Origin of the sequence: Pelosinus sp. IPA-1, assembly GCF_030269905.1 — a bacterium.
Taxonomy (GTDB): Bacteria; Bacillota; Negativicutes; order DSM-13327; family DSM-13327; genus Pelosinus.
On sequence record NZ_BSVC01000004.1, the window covers coordinates 577,161 to 597,585 of the forward strand.

A 20,425-nucleotide genomic window follows, 5' to 3' on the forward strand; every position below is an offset into this window, starting at 1 on the left:
CTTATCTTTCTTTATGTTTAAAGGCTAATTTATGTTTTTGCCTCTAAGCATGGCTTGTGTTAAATTTGCTGCCCTACTAGGATCAAGTAGTGCCATAATTTTCGAAACTTGTTCATCTTCCATTTTACTCAAAATGTCTAATACAGTATTATCATCTAGTTTATTTAAGATAACTACTGCTTCATCAGGCTTCATGCCACCATACAACCTAGCTAACTTAGAAATACGTTTTGCTTCTTCTTGTTGCTTTATTTTAGCTTGTTTTTGTAACTCAGTGTCGTCTACTTTTCCTTTCACCATAGGGACGTCCGGCATCACCGTTGGTGGCACATTTTGAGGGCTAGCAGGTGTTAGCGTTAAGTCAGAATTTTCTTGTTCTAAATCAACAGGTTCAAAATTAGTCTTGGGTTGCGGAAAATACTGACCAATTACTGGATATTCATTTAGTTTCAAGCTTTTTGTTAATCCTTCTAGATCAAATATCTTTAAGTAAATTCCCAACCCGAAACCAACACCAGCAACGATTAGCAAAATAACCCCACTAAGTAGCACTTTAAAAATCAGACCCGCTCTTTTTTTAGGTTTTTCAGGCTTACTATCCATTTTTTTTATTTTATTATCAATCTTCACTTTTTCTGCCATATTTTCCACCTACCTTTGAAGACTGCACTATCTATAATACAAGCCTACAGAACCTATTTTCATTTAGACAGTTCCATTACTTTGGCTACATATGCCTTTGTTTCCGAATACGGAGGAATACCATTATAATTTTTTACCGCCTGAGGCCCAGCATTGTAGGCAGCAACCGCTTTCGGGACATCGCCATCAAAGGTGGAAATTAGTTGTTTCAAATAACGTACGCCACCATCAATATTCTCACGTGGATCTTTACTATTTTGAACGCCTAATCCTTGCGCTGTCTCAGGCATAAGTTGCATAACCCCCACTGCGCCAGCCGAGGAAACAACATCGGGAGACAAATTAGACTCTACTTTTGCAACTGCCATAGCAAGTTTAGGGTCTACTCCATACTTTTTAGCTGTAAATTGGATCATTTTTCCAATATCATCTGATGCAAAGGTCTTTTCCCCTGTGGCATTACTCTTTTCTACCCCAGCTAACACCTTAGAAAAATTCATTGCAGGAGCTGGAGAATAATTAAACCTTTGCTCTATGGCATCTATACGTTGTAATACTCTATTTATACCATCCATACAATCACCTTAGCTTTCTCGTACATAAAGTTGCAGACCGATCTCATCTAACATTTTTTGTTCTTCCCTTATCATTTCATCCCGATAATGCTGCAACTTTTTTTCACGAAATTTTTCTACAAGCTTATGATTTTTTACCGCTTCTTCTAGGTTACGTAAACATTCTCTTCGTTTTTCATCGAAGGCTAGTACACGTTCCTTTTGCTTCGTAATTTCATATTTAATCTTTTCAAAATAATACTGGTATGCCCTTAATGTTTCAATCGTTAGTGCATCTTGCTGGTAGTTTCGCAATTGATCTATATTTTGTGATAACTTACTTTCTAATTCTACCAATTTCTGTTTTTCTAATTGGAATTGATTTGTAGCCTGCCAAAATGCAATTTGTACTTGTTCCTTTTGCATTTTTCTAAATTTAAGTAAAGTTTCTAAACGGAATGTAAAAGATTGCATTTAGTTTCACACCTTAAAGTTAAAATCAGGAAATCAAAGACAGTAACTTTGCAATCGTTTCATCGGCTGACATGTGTTCATTTACATCTTGCTGCAAAAAGGTTTTAATGGCGTCAATCTTTGCAATGGATTGATCAATATTTACGTTACTCCCTGTTGCGTAAGCACCAATATTAATCAGATCCTCTGCTTCACGATAAGTCGCCATAAGTGAGCGCAATTTTTGTGCCGCTGTATAATGTCCCTTCTCAACAATGTCTATCATGACCCGGCTCACACTTGCAAGCACATCAATCGCCGGATAATGATTTTGTGTAGCAATGTTACGAGAGAGAACGATGTGGCCGTCTAAAATACTGCGCACTGCATCAGCTATTGGTTCATTCATATCATCGCCATCTACCAATACCGTATATATGCCAGTAATAGATCCCTCTTCACCAGTACCTGAACGTTCTAGTAATTTAGGTAACATAGCAAATACGGAAGGAGTATAACCACGAGTAGCTGGTGGTTCACCAATAGTTAGACCAACTTCTCGTTGTGCCATAGCAAAACGTGTTACAGAATCCATCATCAACACAACATTTTTCCCTTGATCTCTAAAATATTCAGCTATAGCAGTAGCCGTCATGGCTCCTTTGATACGTACTAATGCTGGTTGATCTGATGTTGCTACCACAACTACAGATCTTTTCAAACCTTCTTCCCCTAAATCACGTTCAATGAATTCACGGACCTCACGGCCCCGTTCACCAACCAAAGCAATTACATTTACATCAGCTTCTGTATTACGGGCAATCATGCCAAGTAGAGTACTTTTACCAACACCACTACCAGCCATAATACCTACACGTTGTCCACGTCCAAGAGTTATTAAACTATCAATCGCCCTTACGCCAACTGAAAGCTTTTCCTCAATACGTCGACGGGATAATGGAGGAGGAGGAGCGTTATGTAAGGGATACATAGTATTTACTGATAACGGTCCCTTATCATCCATTGGATTGCCTAAGCCATCCAAAACTCGTCCCAGAAGATGATCGCCCACATTTACCGTTAAAGTCTGATGAGCAGAAAACACTTCACAACCAGGGCCAATACCTTGCATTTCTCCGATTGGCATTAATAGGACTCGATTTTGTCGGAATCCCACCACCTCAGCAGCGATGGCTCCTCCCTCATTACGAGGACAAATATAGCACAAGTCGCCTAAATTGACACTTGGCCCCTGAGACTCAATAACTAACCCAACGATCTGGGTGATTTTCCCTGATACCTTCATTGACTCAGTAGAACTAATAGCATTTAAATATTTACCCACTTTAAAAACACTCATGGTAAAACTCCCTGTAATGCTTTTTTAAGTGTGTCAAATTGGGTATCAATTCTAGCATCCACCATTCCATAAGATGTGTCGATCACACAACTACCATTTTCAAGGGTATGGTCCGCAGTTATTTTTAATACGTGCTCCCCACCAACCATAACTTGCAAATCTTGTTTAACTTGTAATACAGCATCAAAATCCTGAACGCTTACCCTAATAACAATTTGTTCTTGATCACGGACCTTGTCTAGCGCAGCTTTGACAACCGGTAAAACTACTAGAGGATTTTCTGCTACTTCATTCGCCAATACTTTACTAGCTAAAGCAAGAGCGATCTCGACAATTTGTCGTTCTGCTGCAAGAATCATATCCTTAGCCTGCTTTTCAGCAATGCTTAGAGTCTGCTGCGCCTTTACAACTCCTTCATGAATAACTTGTTGCATTTCATCTAAACCGGCTTTTTTCCCTTGAGTCATACCTTCTTGGTAACCACTTTGATGTCCGTCATCATAAGCCTGCTGTTTGATTTGCTCCACCAGTTGCTTAGTTTCATTCAGGCTCTGTTCCACGGTCATTTTTGCTTCAGCAATTATAGTTGCAGCCTCTTCTCTAGCTGAAGCAATCAATTCGTTTGCAATAGTAGGATCTATTATGACTTCTTCAACCGTTTTTTCTTCTTTAACAATAAAGTTATTAATCAGTATTCTAGGCTCTTGCATACAAGCAAATTTTATAATCTTAGACAATGATTTCGTCCCCTTTACCACGTGAAACAACTATCTCACCTGAATCTTCCAGACGACGAATGACATTAACGATTTTTTGCTGAGCTTCTTCTACATCTCTAATTCGTACAGGTCCCATAAACTCAATTTCTTCACGCAACATATCGGCAGCACGTTTTGACATATTTTTGTAAACTTTATTAGAAACTTCAGCAGAAGACGCTTTGAGAGCCAAAGCCAAATCCTTACTTTCAATTTCACGTAACACCAATTGAAGTGATCTATCATCCAGCAAGACGATATCTTCAAAGACAAACATACGACGCTTAATTTCTTCTGCGAGTTCAGGATTTTGGACTTCCAAATTCTCCATAATCGTTCTTTCTGTAGAACGATCCACTCGATTCAGAATTTCAACAATCGAATCAACACCACCCGCAGATGTAAAATCTTGAGAAGCCATAGACGAAAGTTTGCGTTCTAATATGCGCTCTACATCTTTAAGGACATCAGGCGATGTACGATCCATTGTTGCAATTCGTTTCGCTACATCCACCTGACGTTCAGGCGGCAATGATGATAAAATAGATCCCGATTGTTCTGGTTGCAAATAAGACATAATTAAGGCAATCGTTTGAGGATGTTCGTTTTGGATAAAATTAAGCAATTGAGATGGATCTGTTTTACGAGCAAAATCAAAAGGTCTAATTTGCAAACTAGATGTTAATCGATTAATAATAGATATTGCTTTGTCTGCACCTAATGCCTTTTCTAAAATATCCCGAGCGTAATCCAAACCTCCAGTAGAAATATAATTATTAGCTAATAAAAGTTCATGAAATTCATTTAATACCTTTTCCTTTTGTTCAGGAGATACTGTTCTTTGATTTGCTATTTCTAGAGTGAGTTTTTCTATTTCATCTTCTTTAAGATGTTTAAACACTTGGGATGAAATCTCTGGACCAAGCGATATTAATAGGATGGCCGCTTTCTGTTTATTATTTAATTCATTTGATTGGTACACATACTTACCCCCACTCTACTCTTCAGACAACCAAACTTTGATTAATTGAGCAACATCTTCTGGTTTGGTTTTAGCTAGTTTTTCAAGTTCTTTGCGTTTTTCAACTAACTGTTTCTCTTGAGCCGTCATTTCCGTTTCAACTATAGGCATAACCGGTTCTGTTGTTGCAGCCACCTCATCTTCAAGTTCTTCATTTGTAACTTTACGGCGACTACGTACAATATATAAGACACCAAGAACAGCTAAAATTGCTAACGCTATTTTCAACCACAACGCTTGTTTTTGTTGGTTTTCATAATCCAATTCTTCTTTACGCTGCTTGTCAGCGGCTTCCGTATTAAAGGTTATGCTTTCAACTGACACAGTATCGCCTCTTACTGCATTAACACCAATAGCGGAGGTAACAGTTTTAAGAATACTATCTTGTTGTGCCTTGTTGACGCTTGCATCTACTAATACAGCCACTGTCAATCTCTTAATAGAACCTGGAGTTGCAATTACTTTTTCTTTCGTTTCATTAATTTCGTAATTACGAGTAACTTCTTTTTTCTCATAATTTGACTGAGAATTATTAGCCGTTACATATCCTGGTACATTAGAAGTAGTTCCTGGAACTCCACCAGGCGCATTTGGTGAACCGCCTTTAAAATTCTCATTTAATTCTTGAGAACTTCGTACTATTCCTTTATCATCAACAACCGGTTCGAAAGTCTGTTTATCTACAGTACGTTGGTCAAAACTTAACTCTACATTTACCCTTGCCGCAGCTTTGTTCGGCCCTAATACTTGTTCCAACAAAGATTGAACATTTTTTTGTAAATCATCTTGCACTTTTTTAGTCATTTCAATCTGAGTCAACGTCGCATTAGCCCCTGCTGTGCTTGCATCATTTTGTTCATTAAGTACCCGTGCCATTTGATCCACAACAGTGACATTTTCCGGTTTTAACCCTTGAATGCTATGAGCAACTAAATTAACAATACCTTTTACTTGATCTTTTGATAATTGCGTACCTGTACGAAGCTTAAGCATGATTGAAGCCGTAGCAGGTTTTTCATTTTTCTTATACAAACTATCTTCCGTTAATACAATATGTACCCTAGCTTTTTCAACTTCAGCCATTTGCTCAATTGTGCGAGCAAGCTCCCCCTGCAATGCTTGAATCAAGTTTACTTTGTTTTGAAATTCAGTAGCACCAAATTTGCTCTGCTCAAATATTTCGAACCCTTTATTGCCTCGTGGCAACCCTTGACTAGCCAAATCCAGCCGTATGCGATAAACATCTTTAGAAGGAACCATAATCGCTGTGCCATTACCACCTATCTCGTGATAAACTTTCATTTCCTTCAGTTTTTCTCTTACCTCACCAGCATCTTTAGCTTCCATTTCAGTGAACAAAGGCACAAGATCCGGGCGACCACCCCACCAAAAACTCCACGCTACGATAATTGCGAATATAAGTATGGCCGAACCAAGAATCATATATCTTTCTCTTTTAGCCAAGCTTTGCCACAAGCGCAGAGACCTTTCTTTTAAATCCGCCATTGTCTCCACCCTTTCGAATCAACAAAAATATTATTTATTATACCGACATACGCATGACTTCTTGGTATGCGTCAACCACCTTATTACGTACTTGCATTGTTAATTGCATTGCTATCGTAGCTTTTTCGGCCGCAATCGTAACCTGCGATATGTCTTGCAGTTTACCTGCTGCCAAATTATAAGAGGCTGCTGCCGCATTTTGTTGTAGGTTATTTACTTCACCGAGGGCTTCAGTTAAGAATTCGCCAAAATTTTTAGTGCTCCCCTCAACCGGTGAAACGGCTTGTCCAATACTAGTAGGATTTACTGGCGTTAACTTAAGTGCTTCGACACGCATGAACTACAACCTCCATTATTTCCCTATTTCCAATGCCTTAAGAGCCATGCTTTTTGCAGCATTAACTGTTGTAACATTTGCTTCATACGCCCTAGTAGCAGTAATCATATCTACCATCTCAGTTACAATATTAACGTTGGGCATTTCAACATATCCCTCTTTATTCGCATCAGGGTGCGCTGGGTCATATACCTGATGTGTCGGTGAGCTATCTTTATTAATTCCAACCACTCTAACACCATTGCCACCACTTGCTTTTTTAGATAAAATCTGTGCAAATGTTTCTTCGTTTTCACGTGGTTCAAACACGACAACTTGCCGGCGATAAGCCCCACCTTCAGCAGTACGAGTTGTATTGACGTTCGCAATATTATTAGAAATTACATCCATTCTAAGTCGTTCAGCTGTTAAGCCAGATGCGGCCGCATCAATAGCACCAAACATTCCCATTCCTAATTATCTCCCTTCTTTTATAGCTGACTTAATTCCAGTAAAATAGCTCCCAAGCTGCTGTACTACAGCATTATAATATATATTATTTTTTGCTAAATTAGCCATTTCAACATCAATATCTACATTACTACCATCTGTTCGAAAGGCCGTTTGATCAACTACATTTACTATCGGGGTAGGAATATTCCCCTTCTGCGTCGATATATGCTGACTATTTGTTTTTACCATCTGTAATTTTTTATTATCCATAGCGTCTTGCAGTAAATCTTCAAAAGCGACTTCACTTTTCTTAAAATTTGGCGTGTTAACATTAGCAATATTATTACTAATTGTCTGTTGCCTAAGAGACGATGCGGAAAGCGCTTGTTCCAACACTCCTACACGTGGTGATGATAAAATAGAATTTAACACCCAAAATCCTCCTGTATTATATATTTTATGTAAAATTTTTGTAATATCCTGTACAGAATGCACACTTTATTATACTAATTCTACATAATCCTCGGAATACCTTTCTTTTTCTACAAAATAAGAACTTTTTTAAGCGCATTTTTAGATTTATTTATTTCAATAAAAGGCAGTAAGATCCCTTCCTTTTCTTTATTAATTCTCTGTTAATGATATAATACTTTTCTTAATTGCACATCTACCAAAAGATATAGATATTATTCTCTAGAAGCCTTTTAAATTCATCTTTGATAGGCTCTAAGATCATAACAAAATGTTGCTAAAAATGACAAAACAGGAATGTTTCCTATCATATATCTACAATAGGAGCCATTCCTGTAAATTAATTGTCGTTTTTCCTATGATTTTATACAGTTACGATGCTTTCTTTTCTCAATTTATTTCTTGAGTTTTTTTAACTCTTCAAATAAACGTTCATTTAATACTTTTATATAAGTGCCCTTCATTCCAAGAGATTTTGACTCAATGACTCCAGCACTTTCAAATTTACGCAAGGCATTCACAATTACAGAGCGCGTAATTCCAACTCGATCAGCAATTTTACTTGCTACTAATAAACCTTCGTTTCCTTCTAATTCATTTAAAATGTGAATTACAGCTTCCAGCTCTGAATAGGACAGTGTACCAAGAGCAACTTGTACCGTAGCTTTCTTACGAGCTTCATCCTCAATTTTCCCACTACGGTCTCTTAATATTTCCATACCAACAACGGTTGCCCCATATTCAGCAAGAACTAGATCATCATCATGAAATTCTGCATGGAATTTGGCAACAATTAAAGTACCAATTCGTTCACCTACACCATGTATAGGAACTATAGTAGTATATTTATCAGTAAAAATACACCCTGTATCTTCACTAAAAGAACACATGCCGCCTTCTAAACTTAGATTCGGCGAAGTTTCAGTTACTCTTAATAACCACTCTACATAGCGTTCAGGAAAATGTCCTTGTAATAATACTTTATCACGCATTAAGTCACATTCAAAATCACCTAGTAATGCATACCCTAGCACAGTACCATCTTTACCAACAATATACACATTCGCTTCCATAACACTACTAAGTACACGGGAAATCTCATCATATTCCACTTTCTCGGATTTTTGCAATAATTTATTAATTTTACGAGTACGTTCTAACATCGTTGCCATAATTAATTCCTCCTACCCTTCCCTAGGTTGTATAACCTAATTTACAATATAAAATGACTTAAGTCTTGGTTAACTACAATATGAGATAATTTAGCGTTGACATATTCTTTATCAATAATAATCAACTCTTCATTTATATCAGGTGCGTCAAACGCCAAATCTTCTAATAGCTTTTCTAAGATAGTATGTAAGCGCCTAGCACCAATATTTTCAGTTTGAGCATTTACTTCGAAAGCAATTTCAGCTAATTGTTCAATTGCATCATCCGTAAACTGAATCAACACATCCTCTGTTGCGAGCAAACTAATATATTGTTTTATTAATGCATTTGCTGGTTCTGTTAAGATTTGTTTAAAATCTTCTTTGGACAAACTAGTGAGCTCTACTCGAATTGGAAATCGTCCTTGTAGCTCTGGAATTAGTTCAGATGGTTTTGCTGTATGAAAAGCTCCTGCTGCCATAAATAAAATGTGATCCGTTTTTAATGAGCCATGTTTCGTAACAACAGTAGAACCTTCAACAATTGGCAATATATCTCGCTGTACACCTTCCCGAGATACGTCAGGCCCGGAAGACTGACCACGCCCTACAATTTTATCAATTTCATCGAGAAAAATGATTCCTGAATCCTCAGCTAAAGCAAGTGCCGCGGAAGTTACTTCATCCATATCAACCAGTTTTTGCGCTTCTTCCTGAATAAAAATTTTACGTGCATTTGCGACTGTTACATTACGTTTCTTTTGTTTTTTAGGAAAAATGTTGCCAAACATATCTTGGATATTAATACCCATTTCCTCAATACCTGTGTTTGAAAAAGCACCTACCATAGGATTCATTGTGTCTTCTACTATTATTTCAATAAATTCATTTTCCAATTCACCACTATTTAAACGTTTTCTCCAATATTCACGATCGAGAACCGGTTTTTCAAAAGAATCATTTATTATCGTTTGTGAAGTAGACTCGCTACTCGTAGAATTTCCACCAAATAGTATTTCAAAGGGATTACGTACAGTCTCCTTTTTAGCTGTAGGAGAAAAATATTCTAAAATACGTTCTTCGGCAAATTCATGAGCTTTGTCAGTTACTTCTGCCATTTTCTCTTGTTTGACCATGCGAATTGCTGTCTCCACTAGGTCACGCACCATAGATTCAACATCACGACCTACATATCCAACTTCTGTGAACTTGGTGGCTTCAACCTTTACAAAGGGCGCATTCACTAATTTAGCTAAACGCCTGGCAATTTCGGTTTTACCTACACCAGTAGGACCAATCATTAATATGTTTTTAGGAATAATCTCATCTTTTAAATTAGTAGATAACTGCTTACTACGCCAACGGTTACGCAGTGCGACTGCAACTGATTTCTTAGCTTGTTTTTGTCCTACAATATATTTATCTAACTCTATTACAATCTGTTTAGGTGTCATCTCACTCATACTGTCACCCCTTTTTATAACTCTTCAACTGTAATATGGTCATTTGTATACACACAAATACTTGCTGCAGTTTGAAGCGCTTCCCTTGCGATTTCAGAAGCAGATAAATTAGAGTGTTTTACTAAAGCCCGTGCTGCGGCCAGGGCGTAAGGTCCTCCTGAACCAATGGCCGTCACCTCATCATCTGGTTCAATGACTTCACCATTTCCTGAAATAATTAACATGTGTTCAGTATCTGTAACGATTAACAACGCTTCTAATCTACGTAACACTCGATCCATACGCCATTCCTTAGCTAACTCAACTGAAGCGCGCATCAAATTACCATTAAATTCTTCTAACTTTGCTTCAAATTTACTAAATAGTGTAAATGCATCTGCTACAGACCCAGCAAAACCAGCTAATACTTTACCATGATATAAACGGCGAACTTTTTTTGCGTTATGTTTCATAATTGTATTGCCACCAAAAGTTACTTGACCATCCCCTGCAATTGCTGTTTTTCCTTGTTTTTTTACAGCAAGAATGGTTGTTGCATGAAACATAAGAAATCGCCTCCTACGCATGTGGATGTACTCTCTTATACAAAAACAGAATTTTCGTTATAATGAGACCGAATGAACACTGTTCTCACATTAGCAAAAAGAACCTCCCCAACACCTTATAATTTTGCAAATCTGGCGAACTAGTCAATAACTGCCAAATAACGTATTACAATATGCTGCGAGGCGTTCTTTTCAACCATAAAATAAAGCATAAAGCTGTATCTGTTGTAACAACAATTCCATAATTCAAACCACACTTATCCGTAATCACTAGTATAAGCAGTCTCACCTTTTGTCAATCTATGTAGCAAAATTTATTATTTCATACTAGCACAATAACTAAAATTATGCAAGATTATTGTCTAATTTTTCTTTGAATTGTTTTAGGGCCTCTAAAGATCGCTGCGCGATTAAGCCATTTTTAATTTTCTTATCTCTAATTCTTTCTTCCCAAGGCGGAAGTAGCCCAAAGTTTATGTTCATTGGCTGAAAGTGTTTGCTACTTGCATTTGTAATGTACTGACATAGCGCACCATGGGCGGTTTCTGTGGGAAAGATTAAAGGTTTCTTTCCTGCTAATAAACGCCCAGCATTAATTCCAGCAACTAATCCTGAAGCAGCAGACTCAACATACCCTTCGACCCCGGTGATTTGGCCTGCAAAAAATATATTCTCATTGCTAGTCATTTGCATTGTCGAAGATAAAACCTTTGGCGAATTAATAAATGTATTACGGTGCATAACACCTAACCTTACAAATTCTGCCTTCTCTAAGCCGGGTATTAAGCGAAAAACTCTTTCTTGTTCTGGCCATTTTAAATGCGTTTGAAAACCAACAATATTATATAATGTGGCTGCAAAATTATCCTGGCGCAACTGTATTACAGCATAAGGTAACTCACCCGTAACTGGATGCTCTAAACCAACCGGCTTAAGCGGACCAAAACGCAATGTATCAATACCACGACTTGCCATTTCTTCTACAGGCATACAACCTTCAAAGAATATAGCCTTTTCAAAGCTTTTAACAGGCGTCGTTTCTGCATTTGTTAGTTCCTGCCAAAAATATTCATATTCTGCCTTTGTCATAGGACAATTTAGATAATCGTCATCCCCTTTGCCATAACGAGAGGCTCTATAGATTTTCTCCATATTAAGAGACTCACCTACTAAAATAGGGGCAGCTGCATCATAGAAGTATAGATAATCATTACCTGTTATCCTTCCAATCGCTTCTGACAAGTTTGGTGATGTTAATGGTCCGCTTGCAATGATAAGAGGCGCCGCTTGAGGGATCTCTGTTACTTCTCCCTTCACAACTTTTACCCTTGGGTGATTCGAAAGAGTCTTTGTTATAAATTTACTGAAGGCATCACGATCCACTGCTAATGCACCACCTGCCGGTAGTTTACTATCATCCGCAGCCTTCATTATTAATGAGTTGAGCTGTCGCATTTCTTCCTTCAATAACCCTACAGCATTTTCTATTGCAGCACCACGTAGAGAATTACTGCAGACTAACTCGGCAAATTGGTCCGTATGATGGGCCGGTGACATAACCTGTGGCCTCATCTCAAGTAATTCAACATCAAAACCAGCCTCAGCCACCTGCCAGGCTGCCTCACTGCCAGCCAAACCAGCTCCTATTATTGTAACTTTTGACACAATACTTCCTCCGATGACATAAATTATTCAGTCTTAACTGTTTTTTTAGTTGTTGACTTCGTTTTTGGTTTTACTTTCTTCTTTGTCTTTGTTGTCTTATTTTTTGCAGCATCTTCTACTTTTTTTTCAGCCGTAGTCGGACGTGTTATACACGACTCGTTGCTGCATAATGTACTAAAACGGCCATTTTTAAAATTGTGCCGCAGCATGAAAGCTCCACAGGTTTGACAATTTTCTTTTAATGGCATATCCCATGTCATAAAGTCACAGGTTGGATAACTTTGACAACCATAAAACGTTTTACCACGTTTTGTCTTTCTCTCTACAATATTTCCAGCACATTTAGGACATTGTACACCCGTTTCTTTTAAAATTGGCTTCGTGTTACGACAATCGGGAAATCCAGGACACGCCAAAAAATCACCGTATCGGCCATGTTTCACTACCATAAATTTGCCACAATTTTCACATTGTACCTCTGATATTTCAACTGGGAGCTCTACATGACCAATCTCTTTTTCAGCCTGCTCCAAATCTACGGCAAACCAATCATAAAACTCCCGCAATAATCCTAGGCGTGTACCTTTGCCATCTGCAATTTCGTCTAGCCTATTTTCCATAGTAGCAGTAAATTCAACATCTACAATCGCCTTAAAATATTGTTTTAGTAAATCCAAAACAACAAAACCTAATTCAGTAGGTTGAAACTTTTTCTCTACTCTTACTACATAACCACGAGCTACAATCGTTTCAATAATGGGAGAATACGTACTTGGCCTACCAATACCTTTTTCCTCTAACGTTTTTACCAAGCTAGCTTCCGTATATCTAGGTGGTGGTTCTGTAAAATGTTGCTTCGGAGTAATTTTATTTGCTTTTAAATTTTCTCCAGTCACTAATTCAGGTAATGTAATATCTTTCTCTTTTTCTTCCCCATCTTTACCTTCTGTGTATACGGCCATAAATCCGGGAAATTTAACGGTAGATCCTGTAGCTCGTAGACCAAATCGTTCAGCAGTAATATCAACCGTTAGAGTATCATAAATAGCAGAAGCCATTTGGCTGGCAATAAACCTTTCCCAAATTAATCGATATAATCGTAGCTGTTCCTTTGAAAGATATTTAACGATCTTATCAGGAGGAAATTCCAAACTAGTAGGGCGAATTGCCTCATGAGCATCCTGAGATTTCTTTGTAGAATACACTGGACTTTTAGCCGGCAAATAATTTTCCCCATATGATAATGCAATATAGTTCCTAGCATCAAGTTGTGCCGATTCAGCTAGACGTACTGAATCAGTACGCATATAAGTAATCAATCCTACAGGGCCTGAGCTACCGAGTTCCAGTCCTTCATAAAGTTGTTGAGCTACCATCATCGTCTTACGAGAGGTGAATCCCAATTTTCTTGACGCCTCTTGCTGCAAACTACTGGTGATAAAAGGTGCCGCAGGGTTTCTTCGACGTTCTTTACGTTTTACATCTGTAACCGTGAATGCTGCCTTTTCTAATTCACCTTTTATACCCTCAGCTTGGTCTTCGTTATCTATTTTAGCTTTTTTCCCATCAACTAGGATAAGTTGTGCATCAAATAATGCAGTTTTAGGCTTTCCTCGTAATTTTGCCTCAATAGACCAGTACTCTTCTGAAACAAACGCTTGAATTTCTTTTTCGCGATCACAAATAATCCCTACCGCTACAGACTGTACACGACCGGCACTAAGTCCTTTGCGCACCTTTCGCCATAATAAAGGACTCAGTTGATAACCTACAATTCGATCTAAAAGACGCCTAGCTTGCTGGGCATCTACTCGCTCGAGATTAATTGGCCTTGGCTTCTTTACTGCATTTTGAATTGTAGTCTTAGTAATTTCATTAAATTCAATGCGACAAGCCTTATCTTCAGGAATATTTAGAATATGTGCCAAATGCCAGGCGATGGCTTCCCCCTCACGGTCAGGGTCAGATGCCAGATAAACAGTATCAGCAGCTTTTGCCGCACTTTTAAGACTTTTTATTAGATCGCCCTTACCGCGAATGTTTATATATTTAGGCTCAAAATTATTGTCCACATCTACGCCAAATTGACTTTTAGGCAAATCACGCAAATGTCCCATAGAGGCTTTAACCGTATAATTTTTCCCTAAGAATTTTTCAATGGTCTTAGCTTTAGCTGGAGATTCAACAATAACTAATGCTTTACTCACTTGATTCCCTCCTTAGCGATACGCAAATAACGTCTCCCGTTATGCTCTACCGCTAACCCACGTAATTCAAACTGTAATAATATATATGTAATCATTCCTGCCTCTAATTTCGTTTTCATAACAATTTCTTCAATCCCTATTGGAAAATCATAATTCAGTGACTCATAAACCTTTACTTCATCTGAAGTAAATTCTAACATCTGAGGCCCCTTTTTTACTTTCATAAGATTATACTCTTCTAATATATCTTCTGCGCTGTCAACAAGTTTTGCTCCTTGCTTTATCAGTCGGTGTGTACCTTTGCTAGATTCAGAAAAAATACTGCCAGGCACTGCAAAAACATCTCGCCCTTCTTCCAAGGCAAAGTCTGCAGTAATTAATGCACCGCTTTTTTCTGCCGCTTCCACTACCACTACTCCTCGGGACAATCCATTAATAATTCGATTTCTTGCAGGAAAATGACCTGGATGGGCTAAAGTGCCAGGTGCGTATTCTGAAACCACAGCGCCACATTCAGCAATGTGATTTAGTAATTTTCTATTTTCAGGAGGATAATCAACATCCACACCACAACCGAGTACAGCGATTGTATATCCTTTACTTAAAGCTCCTTGATGTGCGGCAGTATCAATGCCCCGAGCAGCACCGCTAACCACCCAAAACCCTGCCTCAGCAAGTTCTGCTGCCAACAACTGTGCAATATTCTTGCCGTAGGAAGAAGCTTTCCTTGCACCAACAATTGCGATTAGTTGGTCTGTCCTGGGCAGCACACCCCGATAATATAATGCTGGTGGGACATTAAAAGTATTTAAAAGCAACTTGGGGTAATTCGTATCATTAGTACAGCAAATTTTAATTCCTTTCTTCTCCCAATCATATGCTAATGTATATATATCTATTTTTTCCCGATGTATGATTAATTTATTAAAGATTGATTCATCTAGAATTCCGCATGAAGATAAATCATGCTGCTTAGCATGCCAAGCCTGCTCTGCACTACCAAAGAATGAAACTAAGCTTCTAAGACGTGAGTTACCAATACCAGATACCATTTGTAATGCTGCCAGATATATCTTTTCCATGTTATCCCCCAACATTGCTTTACTAGAATATCTGCCCTTCATACGTTTCTGAGGAAAATAGTATAAAACAAGGGTAATTATAGCATAATTTCACATAACACACCACGAGAAATGTCAATATAGATATATAAATAAGTTCCAAGAGTTCGTAACTACAACTATAAAATGTCTTCAATGAAATGTCTTAATCCTTAATCTGAGAAAAAATATAATTCCCAATCACAGCACCAGCCTGAGGTTTCCTAATTTTCAAGGCATTTTGTCGCAACTCATTCAGTTCTTCTGGATGGTCAATAAATATCCTTCTCATTATAACTCCAATATCCTGCATTGAATCTGCCCTGAGAGCAACATTGTGAGCAATTAGATAGTTGGTATTCGCTTCTTCTTGACCCGGAATTGGTTGATATATTAACATAGGTAGACCACTACATAATGTCTCGGCACAAGTCATCCCTCCGGGTTTTGAGATAATAAGGTCAGAAATAGCCATTAATTCATTAACATAATTAACATACCCTAAAATAATCACCTTATTGCGTAGCTTCGACTCTAAACTACATATTTTTTTATACATAGTTTTGTTATTTCCTGTGACAACAATAATTTGTAATGGAATAGTGATGGCATCACAAGCTAGTAAGATATTATCCATAGGCAAAATTCCAGCTCCACCACCCATAATTAAAACGGTTCTAACATCGCTGGCAAATCCAAACTTGTTTAATATTTTTTCTTTATCTAGTGGATAAGAGAATTTTTCATCCACGGGAATTCCCATCACTTTTGCATAAGTACTCTCCACATTAGATTTTATCAAATACTCTCGCATATCTTCATTTGCAACAATATAATGTTTGATCTCAGGGTATATCCATAGCCGATGCACCACAAAGTCCGTTATCACGACCACTACTGGTATGTTAATTCTATTATGTTTCATTAAATAAGCTACTAATCCAGCCGGGGTTGCATGAGTGCATACAATCACCGCTGGATTATAGTCTAAGATATACCTTTCCATATTCTTGGCTAAATAACGGCTAACCAGCTGACGACCAAGCAATGCAAAATGGCTCTCATTCCCCCAACCATACATCATTCCATAAAGTTTGGGAAATATTTTTAAGATCTTAAGATAGATACTTAAAATGCCTTGTCCAATATAAGGATTAAAAAAATCAAAAACATTTGCCATTTTTGTTTCAATCTGATCTTGTTTATGCATTGCAGAAGCGATTGACTCTGCAGCTTTTATATGACCTGCCCCTACTGGGGCACTAATAAACAATACTCTATTTGAAATCGCCAACTTTCGTTAGCCTCCTTCATAATTGAATAAACTCCATTTCTAATCGTTTATAAAAGGCTACGTCTGAACTATCATCTAGTTTTTGTAGCAATTGACTAGGAGTTAAACCTTGATGTATAGGCATATCATTGGTTACTTCTTTCATAGGTATCAGAACAAAACACCTTTCATGCAAACGAGGATGAGGTAGTTGTAATACCTCATCCTGAATAACAAGATTATGATAGATAAGAATATCAATATCTATCGTTCTAGGACCCCAACGCTGATCACGAATTCTTCCTAGCTGACATTCTGTCTTTAAGCATACTTGAAGTAAGTCATAAGGCGTTAATTTTGTCTGCACACTGATAACTGCATTTAAAAAATGAGGTTGTTCCAGCATACCGACAGGCTTTGTTTCATATAAAGAAGAAACATTATCAACACTAATTTCTGCATGTTGATGTAGTTCATAAATTGCTTTTTTTATATTTTTTTCCCGGTCACCTAAGTTAGATCCCAATCCTAATAAAATCATCCTGTTATTTTCTCCGTTTCGTCTCCACTTGTACATAATCTAAAGGACCAGGTATCGGTACCGCAGGTTTACGTATTCTAATGGTAACCTCACTCGCTATTGTAGTTTTTAAAATTAGCTCGGCAATATGTGCCCCTACCGCTTCTAACAATTGAAACCTTTGGTTTTCCATAATGTCTTTAATTTGACTATATACCACAGTATAATCAATTGTATGAATAAGATTATCTGTTTCTCCTGCTAGGCTCAAATCTGCAACTATTTCAGCATCCACATAAAACCGCTGCCCTTGCTCTCTCTCATATTCATACACACCATGAAAGCCATAAAAAACCATATTCTCAAGCAAAATTGTATTCATTATACATCTCTCCTCATCATCGCATCCATCATTTTGGCAATTCTAGCCATTACTTTTACATCATGAACTCTAATTATATTACTCCCCTTCATAATCCCCATGGATATTGTAGCGCCTGTTCCTTCCGTCCTATCTTCTACTGGGAGTTGTAACACTTCACCAATAAACCTTTTATTGGAGGTACCAAGTAATATAGGACACTTTAATGATTTTAGTTCCTCTAGTCGAGACATAATCATTAAGTTTTGCTCCGGTGTTTTCCCAAACCCAATACCTGGATCGACTATAAATTGATCAAAGCTAATTCCAGCTTTTAGTCCAATATCAATGCTTTTTTGTAAAAAGGAACATATCTCTGACATAATATCCTTTTCATAATAAGTACCATTCTGATTATGCATAATAACGACTGGTACTTTGTATTGAGCTACGACCTTAGGCATCTCAGAGTCATATTGTAAGCCCCATACATCATTTATCATATGAACACCTAATTGCAAAGCCTGAAGTGCTACTTTGGGCTTATATGTATCTACAGATACGGGAACACTCGAAATAGCTAATACTTTCTCCAATAATGAACCTAAACGTTCCATTTCTTCTTCTGCAGATATCTTTTCCCTGCCTTGATAAGGGCGAGTAGATTCAGCACCAATATCTATAATGTCAGCACCATTTTGTATCATTTCTTCCACACGGCGTAGTGCAGCATCTAAGGTGTTGTAACGACCACCGTCAGAAAAAGAATCAGGAGTTACATTTAAAATTCCCATAATCAAAGTCCGTTGAGGAACAATCGATAGTACCTTTTCACCCCAAGAATACCGACGCTCAGGACCTTTTTCGTTTTCATTTAAAGCATCCTCAATAGCTTGAGCTATTTGGGGCACCCCCCACGGTTGCAACTTTAACTGTGATATAGCCATTTTATATTGTTTCAAAGTAGCACAAATTAGTACATCGGTACGTTCAATACTAAGGTCTGCAGTACCTCTACCCACTGCAACTTCTCCGCCTTTTGCCAAAAATGTTTGTTTTAAGAGATTGGCACCTTTCGTTAAAATTCCTTCTAACTTCATTACTTTAAATACCGCTTTATTACCCATAATCTGAATACCAGTTTTATCACAATTTACCTTAGCAAGTTCATCCTGCGCTTGTTTTAAGCTGGAAACTGTTAAAATACGTGCATTAAAAGCCATTTTATCCTCCCGAATAAACTTATTATTTATTGTACCACAGCTATGGTACTTTTTATGAAAACTTTTTCAAATTACGTAAAAAATAAGGAAAGACCTTGGTTTTACCAAAATCTTTCCTTATTAGATTAAAAATTATATGATTGAATGGTTTGATAAACCTCAACTGAATCTTTTTTATGTACAAACACAATATCTTCAACCTTGTTATCTTTATAGATGAGCTGTAATGAATTTTCTACTATTATAATTTTTAATAATAATGCATAAGATATGACCAACCAACGATATTCCGATGCATTCGTATTCTTATACAAAATATAAATATTATTATTTGTTATAACTAGAATTCCTGCCTTGCTATTTCTATAGTTAACCCTTAAAACGCTTTTAACGTGATCCCCTAACCATAAATTGATTGGCACACTTATAATACCTTGCTGCAATTCCAACGGCAGTTGAACAAACATAGGAAATAATTGTTCAATAGTAGGTTTATCATTAAATTCGCCTGGAATAACACTAATACTAGCCTGAGCATTTATGAAAAGTGTAATTAATTTCGCTACATCTTTACTTTTCGCTTTATAAATTATAAGACTAGGCATATTGTCGACAGCTAAACGAATAGCAAATGACCCTCGTAATAATACTCTTTCTAAATTATCTATTAATTTTTGTATATCAATTGCATGTTTTAATATAATGCTACAATACTTAGATTCAAAAACTTGTTTTAAAATTTCAGCATGAATCTTATCACCAATATAAATTTCCTGATCTTTCTTAGCCTCAATATTAGCTTGTTTTAACGGTAAATTCTCTAAGATAGTTATTTCCTTATTGATTTCTTTATTTTCAATTTTTAAGAATTTTTCGCCACAAAATGGACAGAATCTCATCATATTTTGTTGAGGCATTTCTCCGCCACAAAAAGGGCAATACTTAAAGCCTGCATTCGACATCGGCCGCCTCCTAATCTACACAATGTATATTATTCCAATAATGGATGTCCTTCTTAATTTTACAGTAATCATAGAAATTCAGCAATCATTAAATCTGTTAATAATTTTTAAAAAACGCCATTCACAAAAGTGAATGGCGTTTTTTTTAAAATGGCTCCTGAAGTAGGACTCGAACCTACGACCGATCGGTTAACAGCCGATTGCTCTACCAACTGAGCTATCCAGGAATATAACCAGCAACTACCTATCCTCCCAGGCCGTTTCCAACCAAGTACTTTCGACGTATAAGGGCTTAACTACTGTGTTCGGTATGGGAACAGGTGGATCCCCTTAGCTATCGCCACCGGATTAAAGTTTTTAAAGAAGTACATATTTTCATATGTTCCTTCAAAACTTCACAGAAGAAAGACAACATGTTAGT

General features: G+C 37.3%; 21 protein-coding genes, 1 tRNA gene and 1 rRNA gene. All 23 read right to left on the minus strand.

Features of this window, described 5'->3' with window-relative positions; genetic code table 11:
* Positions 1 to 24: 24 nt before the first annotated feature.
* The 23 genes from QSJ81_RS12685 to rrf all read right to left on the minus strand — a co-directional run bounded on the left by QSJ81_RS12685 (position 25) and on the right by rrf (position 20,352).
* Positions 25 to 642, minus strand: a complete 618-nt coding sequence (locus tag QSJ81_RS12685) for a MotE family protein (RefSeq protein ID WP_285717737.1) — start codon at positions 640 to 642, stop codon at positions 25 to 27.
* A 59-nt stretch (positions 643 to 701) separates the two neighbouring features.
* Complete coding sequence (locus tag QSJ81_RS12690) at positions 702 to 1,217, minus strand: lytic transglycosylase domain-containing protein (protein ID WP_285717738.1); 516 nt, start codon at positions 1,215 to 1,217, stop codon at positions 702 to 704.
* 9 nt (positions 1,218 to 1,226) lie between these two features.
* Positions 1,227 to 1,670, minus strand: coding sequence for a flagellar export protein FliJ (gene fliJ, locus QSJ81_RS12695; protein WP_285717739.1), 444 nt, complete (start codon positions 1,668 to 1,670; stop codon positions 1,227 to 1,229).
* 25 nt (positions 1,671 to 1,695) lie between these two features.
* A complete protein-coding gene (gene fliI, locus QSJ81_RS12700; protein WP_285717740.1) occupies positions 1,696 to 3,009 on the minus strand; it encodes a flagellar protein export ATPase FliI in 1,314 nt (437 codons plus the stop codon).
* Positions 3,006 to 3,746 carry a FliH/SctL family protein gene (locus QSJ81_RS12705; protein WP_285717741.1) on the minus strand — a complete coding sequence of 247 codons (741 nt, stop codon included), beginning with the start codon at positions 3,744 to 3,746 and terminating at the stop codon, positions 3,006 to 3,008. Before QSJ81_RS12705 ends, fliI begins: the two co-directional genes overlap by 4 nt.
* The gene (fliG, locus tag QSJ81_RS12710) at positions 3,739 to 4,749 is read right to left on the minus strand and encodes a flagellar motor switch protein FliG (RefSeq protein ID WP_285717742.1); all 1,011 of its coding nucleotides are present in this window, start codon (positions 4,747 to 4,749) and stop codon (positions 3,739 to 3,741) included. The genes QSJ81_RS12705 and fliG overlap by 8 nt, the downstream gene beginning before the upstream one ends.
* A 15-nt stretch (positions 4,750 to 4,764) precedes the next feature.
* Positions 4,765 to 6,294 (minus strand): flagellar basal-body MS-ring/collar protein FliF, encoded by a 1,530-nt coding sequence (fliF, locus tag QSJ81_RS12715; RefSeq protein ID WP_285717743.1) that lies wholly within the window; start codon positions 6,292 to 6,294, stop codon positions 4,765 to 4,767.
* 37 nt (positions 6,295 to 6,331) lie between these two features.
* Positions 6,332 to 6,631, minus strand: a complete 300-nt coding sequence (fliE, locus tag QSJ81_RS12720) for a flagellar hook-basal body complex protein FliE (RefSeq protein WP_285717744.1) — start codon at positions 6,629 to 6,631, stop codon at positions 6,332 to 6,334.
* Between the two features lie 15 nt (positions 6,632 to 6,646).
* On the minus strand, positions 6,647 to 7,081 hold the full coding sequence (gene flgC, locus QSJ81_RS12725; protein WP_285717745.1) for a flagellar basal body rod protein FlgC: 435 nt from the start codon (positions 7,079 to 7,081) through the stop codon (positions 6,647 to 6,649).
* A 6-nt stretch (positions 7,082 to 7,087) separates the two neighbouring features.
* Positions 7,088 to 7,495 (minus strand): flagellar basal body rod protein FlgB, encoded by a 408-nt coding sequence (gene flgB / locus QSJ81_RS12730; RefSeq protein ID WP_285717746.1) that lies wholly within the window; start codon positions 7,493 to 7,495, stop codon positions 7,088 to 7,090.
* Between the two features lie 434 nt (positions 7,496 to 7,929).
* Positions 7,930 to 8,706, minus strand: coding sequence for a GTP-sensing pleiotropic transcriptional regulator CodY (gene codY, locus QSJ81_RS12735; RefSeq protein WP_285717747.1), 777 nt, complete (start codon positions 8,704 to 8,706; stop codon positions 7,930 to 7,932).
* 41 nt (positions 8,707 to 8,747) lie between these two features.
* Positions 8,748 to 10,148, minus strand: a complete 1,401-nt coding sequence (gene hslU, locus QSJ81_RS12740) for an ATP-dependent protease ATPase subunit HslU (protein WP_285717748.1) — start codon at positions 10,146 to 10,148, stop codon at positions 8,748 to 8,750.
* A 14-nt stretch (positions 10,149 to 10,162) separates the two neighbouring features.
* Positions 10,163 to 10,693: an ATP-dependent protease subunit HslV gene (hslV, locus tag QSJ81_RS12745; RefSeq protein ID WP_038671382.1), complete on the minus strand. Its 531-nt coding sequence runs from the start codon at positions 10,691 to 10,693 to the stop codon at positions 10,163 to 10,165.
* Positions 10,694 to 11,038: 345 nt separating this feature from the next.
* Entirely contained in the window at positions 11,039 to 12,358 is a 1,320-nt protein-coding gene (trmFO, locus tag QSJ81_RS12750; protein ID WP_285717749.1) for an FADH(2)-oxidizing methylenetetrahydrofolate--tRNA-(uracil(54)-C(5))-methyltransferase TrmFO, read from the minus strand.
* 23 nt (positions 12,359 to 12,381) lie between these two features.
* Positions 12,382 to 14,565: a type I DNA topoisomerase gene (gene topA / locus QSJ81_RS12755; protein WP_285717750.1), complete on the minus strand. Its 2,184-nt coding sequence runs from the start codon at positions 14,563 to 14,565 to the stop codon at positions 12,382 to 12,384.
* Positions 14,562 to 15,647, minus strand: a complete 1,086-nt coding sequence (gene dprA, locus QSJ81_RS12760; RefSeq protein ID WP_285717751.1) for a DNA-processing protein DprA — start codon at positions 15,645 to 15,647, stop codon at positions 14,562 to 14,564. The genes topA and dprA overlap by 4 nt, the downstream gene beginning before the upstream one ends.
* Positions 15,648 to 15,831: 184 nt before the next feature.
* On the minus strand, positions 15,832 to 16,959 hold the full coding sequence (locus QSJ81_RS12765; RefSeq protein ID WP_285717752.1) for an MGDG synthase family glycosyltransferase: 1,128 nt from the start codon (positions 16,957 to 16,959) through the stop codon (positions 15,832 to 15,834).
* 16 nt (positions 16,960 to 16,975) lie between these two features.
* Positions 16,976 to 17,479, minus strand: coding sequence for a 2-amino-4-hydroxy-6-hydroxymethyldihydropteridine diphosphokinase (folK, locus tag QSJ81_RS12770; protein ID WP_285717753.1), 504 nt, complete (start codon positions 17,477 to 17,479; stop codon positions 16,976 to 16,978).
* 4 nt (positions 17,480 to 17,483) lie between these two features.
* Positions 17,484 to 17,840: a dihydroneopterin aldolase gene (gene folB, locus QSJ81_RS12775; protein WP_285717754.1), complete on the minus strand. Its 357-nt coding sequence runs from the start codon at positions 17,838 to 17,840 to the stop codon at positions 17,484 to 17,486.
* On the minus strand, positions 17,840 to 19,042 hold the full coding sequence (folP, locus tag QSJ81_RS12780; RefSeq protein ID WP_285717755.1) for a dihydropteroate synthase: 1,203 nt from the start codon (positions 19,040 to 19,042) through the stop codon (positions 17,840 to 17,842). The genes folB and folP overlap by 1 nt, the downstream gene beginning before the upstream one ends.
* 125 nt (positions 19,043 to 19,167) lie before the next feature.
* Complete coding sequence (locus QSJ81_RS12785) at positions 19,168 to 20,004, minus strand: zinc ribbon domain-containing protein (protein ID WP_285717756.1); 837 nt, start codon at positions 20,002 to 20,004, stop codon at positions 19,168 to 19,170.
* A 151-nt stretch (positions 20,005 to 20,155) separates the two neighbouring features.
* A tRNA-Asn gene (locus QSJ81_RS12790) sits at positions 20,156 to 20,231 on the minus strand.
* 4 nt (positions 20,232 to 20,235) lie between these two features.
* Positions 20,236 to 20,352, minus strand: a 5S ribosomal RNA gene (rrf, locus tag QSJ81_RS12795).
* Between the last annotated feature and the right edge of the window lie 73 nt (positions 20,353 to 20,425).

Excerpts from the sequence above, each read along its gene's own strand:
- QSJ81_RS12685 (WP_285717737.1), bottom strand. The coding sequence starts at position 642 with ATGGCAGAAAAAGTGAAGATTGATAATAAAATAAAAAAAATGGATAGT.
- QSJ81_RS12690 (WP_285717738.1), bottom strand. The coding sequence starts at position 1,217 with ATGGATGGTATAAATAGAGTATTACAACGTATAGATGCCATAGAGCAA.
- fliJ (WP_285717739.1), bottom strand. The coding sequence starts at position 1,670 with ATGCAATCTTTTACATTCCGTTTAGAAACTTTACTTAAATTTAGAAAA.
- fliI (WP_285717740.1), bottom strand. The coding sequence starts at position 3,009 with ATGAGTGTTTTTAAAGTGGGTAAATATTTAAATGCTATTAGTTCTACT.
- fliF (WP_285717743.1), bottom strand. The coding sequence starts at position 6,294 with ATGGCGGATTTAAAAGAAAGGTCTCTGCGCTTGTGGCAAAGCTTGGCT.
- fliE (WP_285717744.1), bottom strand. The coding sequence starts at position 6,631 with ATGCGTGTCGAAGCACTTAAGTTAACGCCAGTAAATCCTACTAGTATT.
- flgC (WP_285717745.1), bottom strand. The coding sequence starts at position 7,081 with ATGGGAATGTTTGGTGCTATTGATGCGGCCGCATCTGGCTTAACAGCT.
- codY (WP_285717747.1), bottom strand. The coding sequence starts at position 8,706 with ATGGCAACGATGTTAGAACGTACTCGTAAAATTAATAAATTATTGCAA.
- hslU (WP_285717748.1), bottom strand. The coding sequence starts at position 10,148 with ATGAGTGAGATGACACCTAAACAGATTGTAATAGAGTTAGATAAATAT.
- hslV (WP_038671382.1), bottom strand. The coding sequence starts at position 10,693 with ATGTTTCATGCAACAACCATTCTTGCTGTAAAAAAACAAGGAAAAACA.
- dprA (WP_285717751.1), bottom strand. The coding sequence starts at position 15,647 with ATGGAAAAGATATATCTGGCAGCATTACAAATGGTATCTGGTATTGGT.
- folK (WP_285717753.1), bottom strand. The coding sequence starts at position 17,479 with ATGATTTTATTAGGATTGGGATCTAACTTAGGTGACCGGGAAAAAAAT.
- folB (WP_285717754.1), bottom strand. The coding sequence starts at position 17,840 with ATGAATACAATTTTGCTTGAGAATATGGTTTTTTATGGCTTTCATGGT.
- folP (WP_285717755.1), bottom strand. The coding sequence starts at position 19,042 with ATGGCTTTTAATGCACGTATTTTAACAGTTTCCAGCTTAAAACAAGCG.
- QSJ81_RS12785 (WP_285717756.1), bottom strand. The coding sequence starts at position 20,004 with ATGTCGAATGCAGGCTTTAAGTATTGCCCTTTTTGTGGCGGAGAAATG.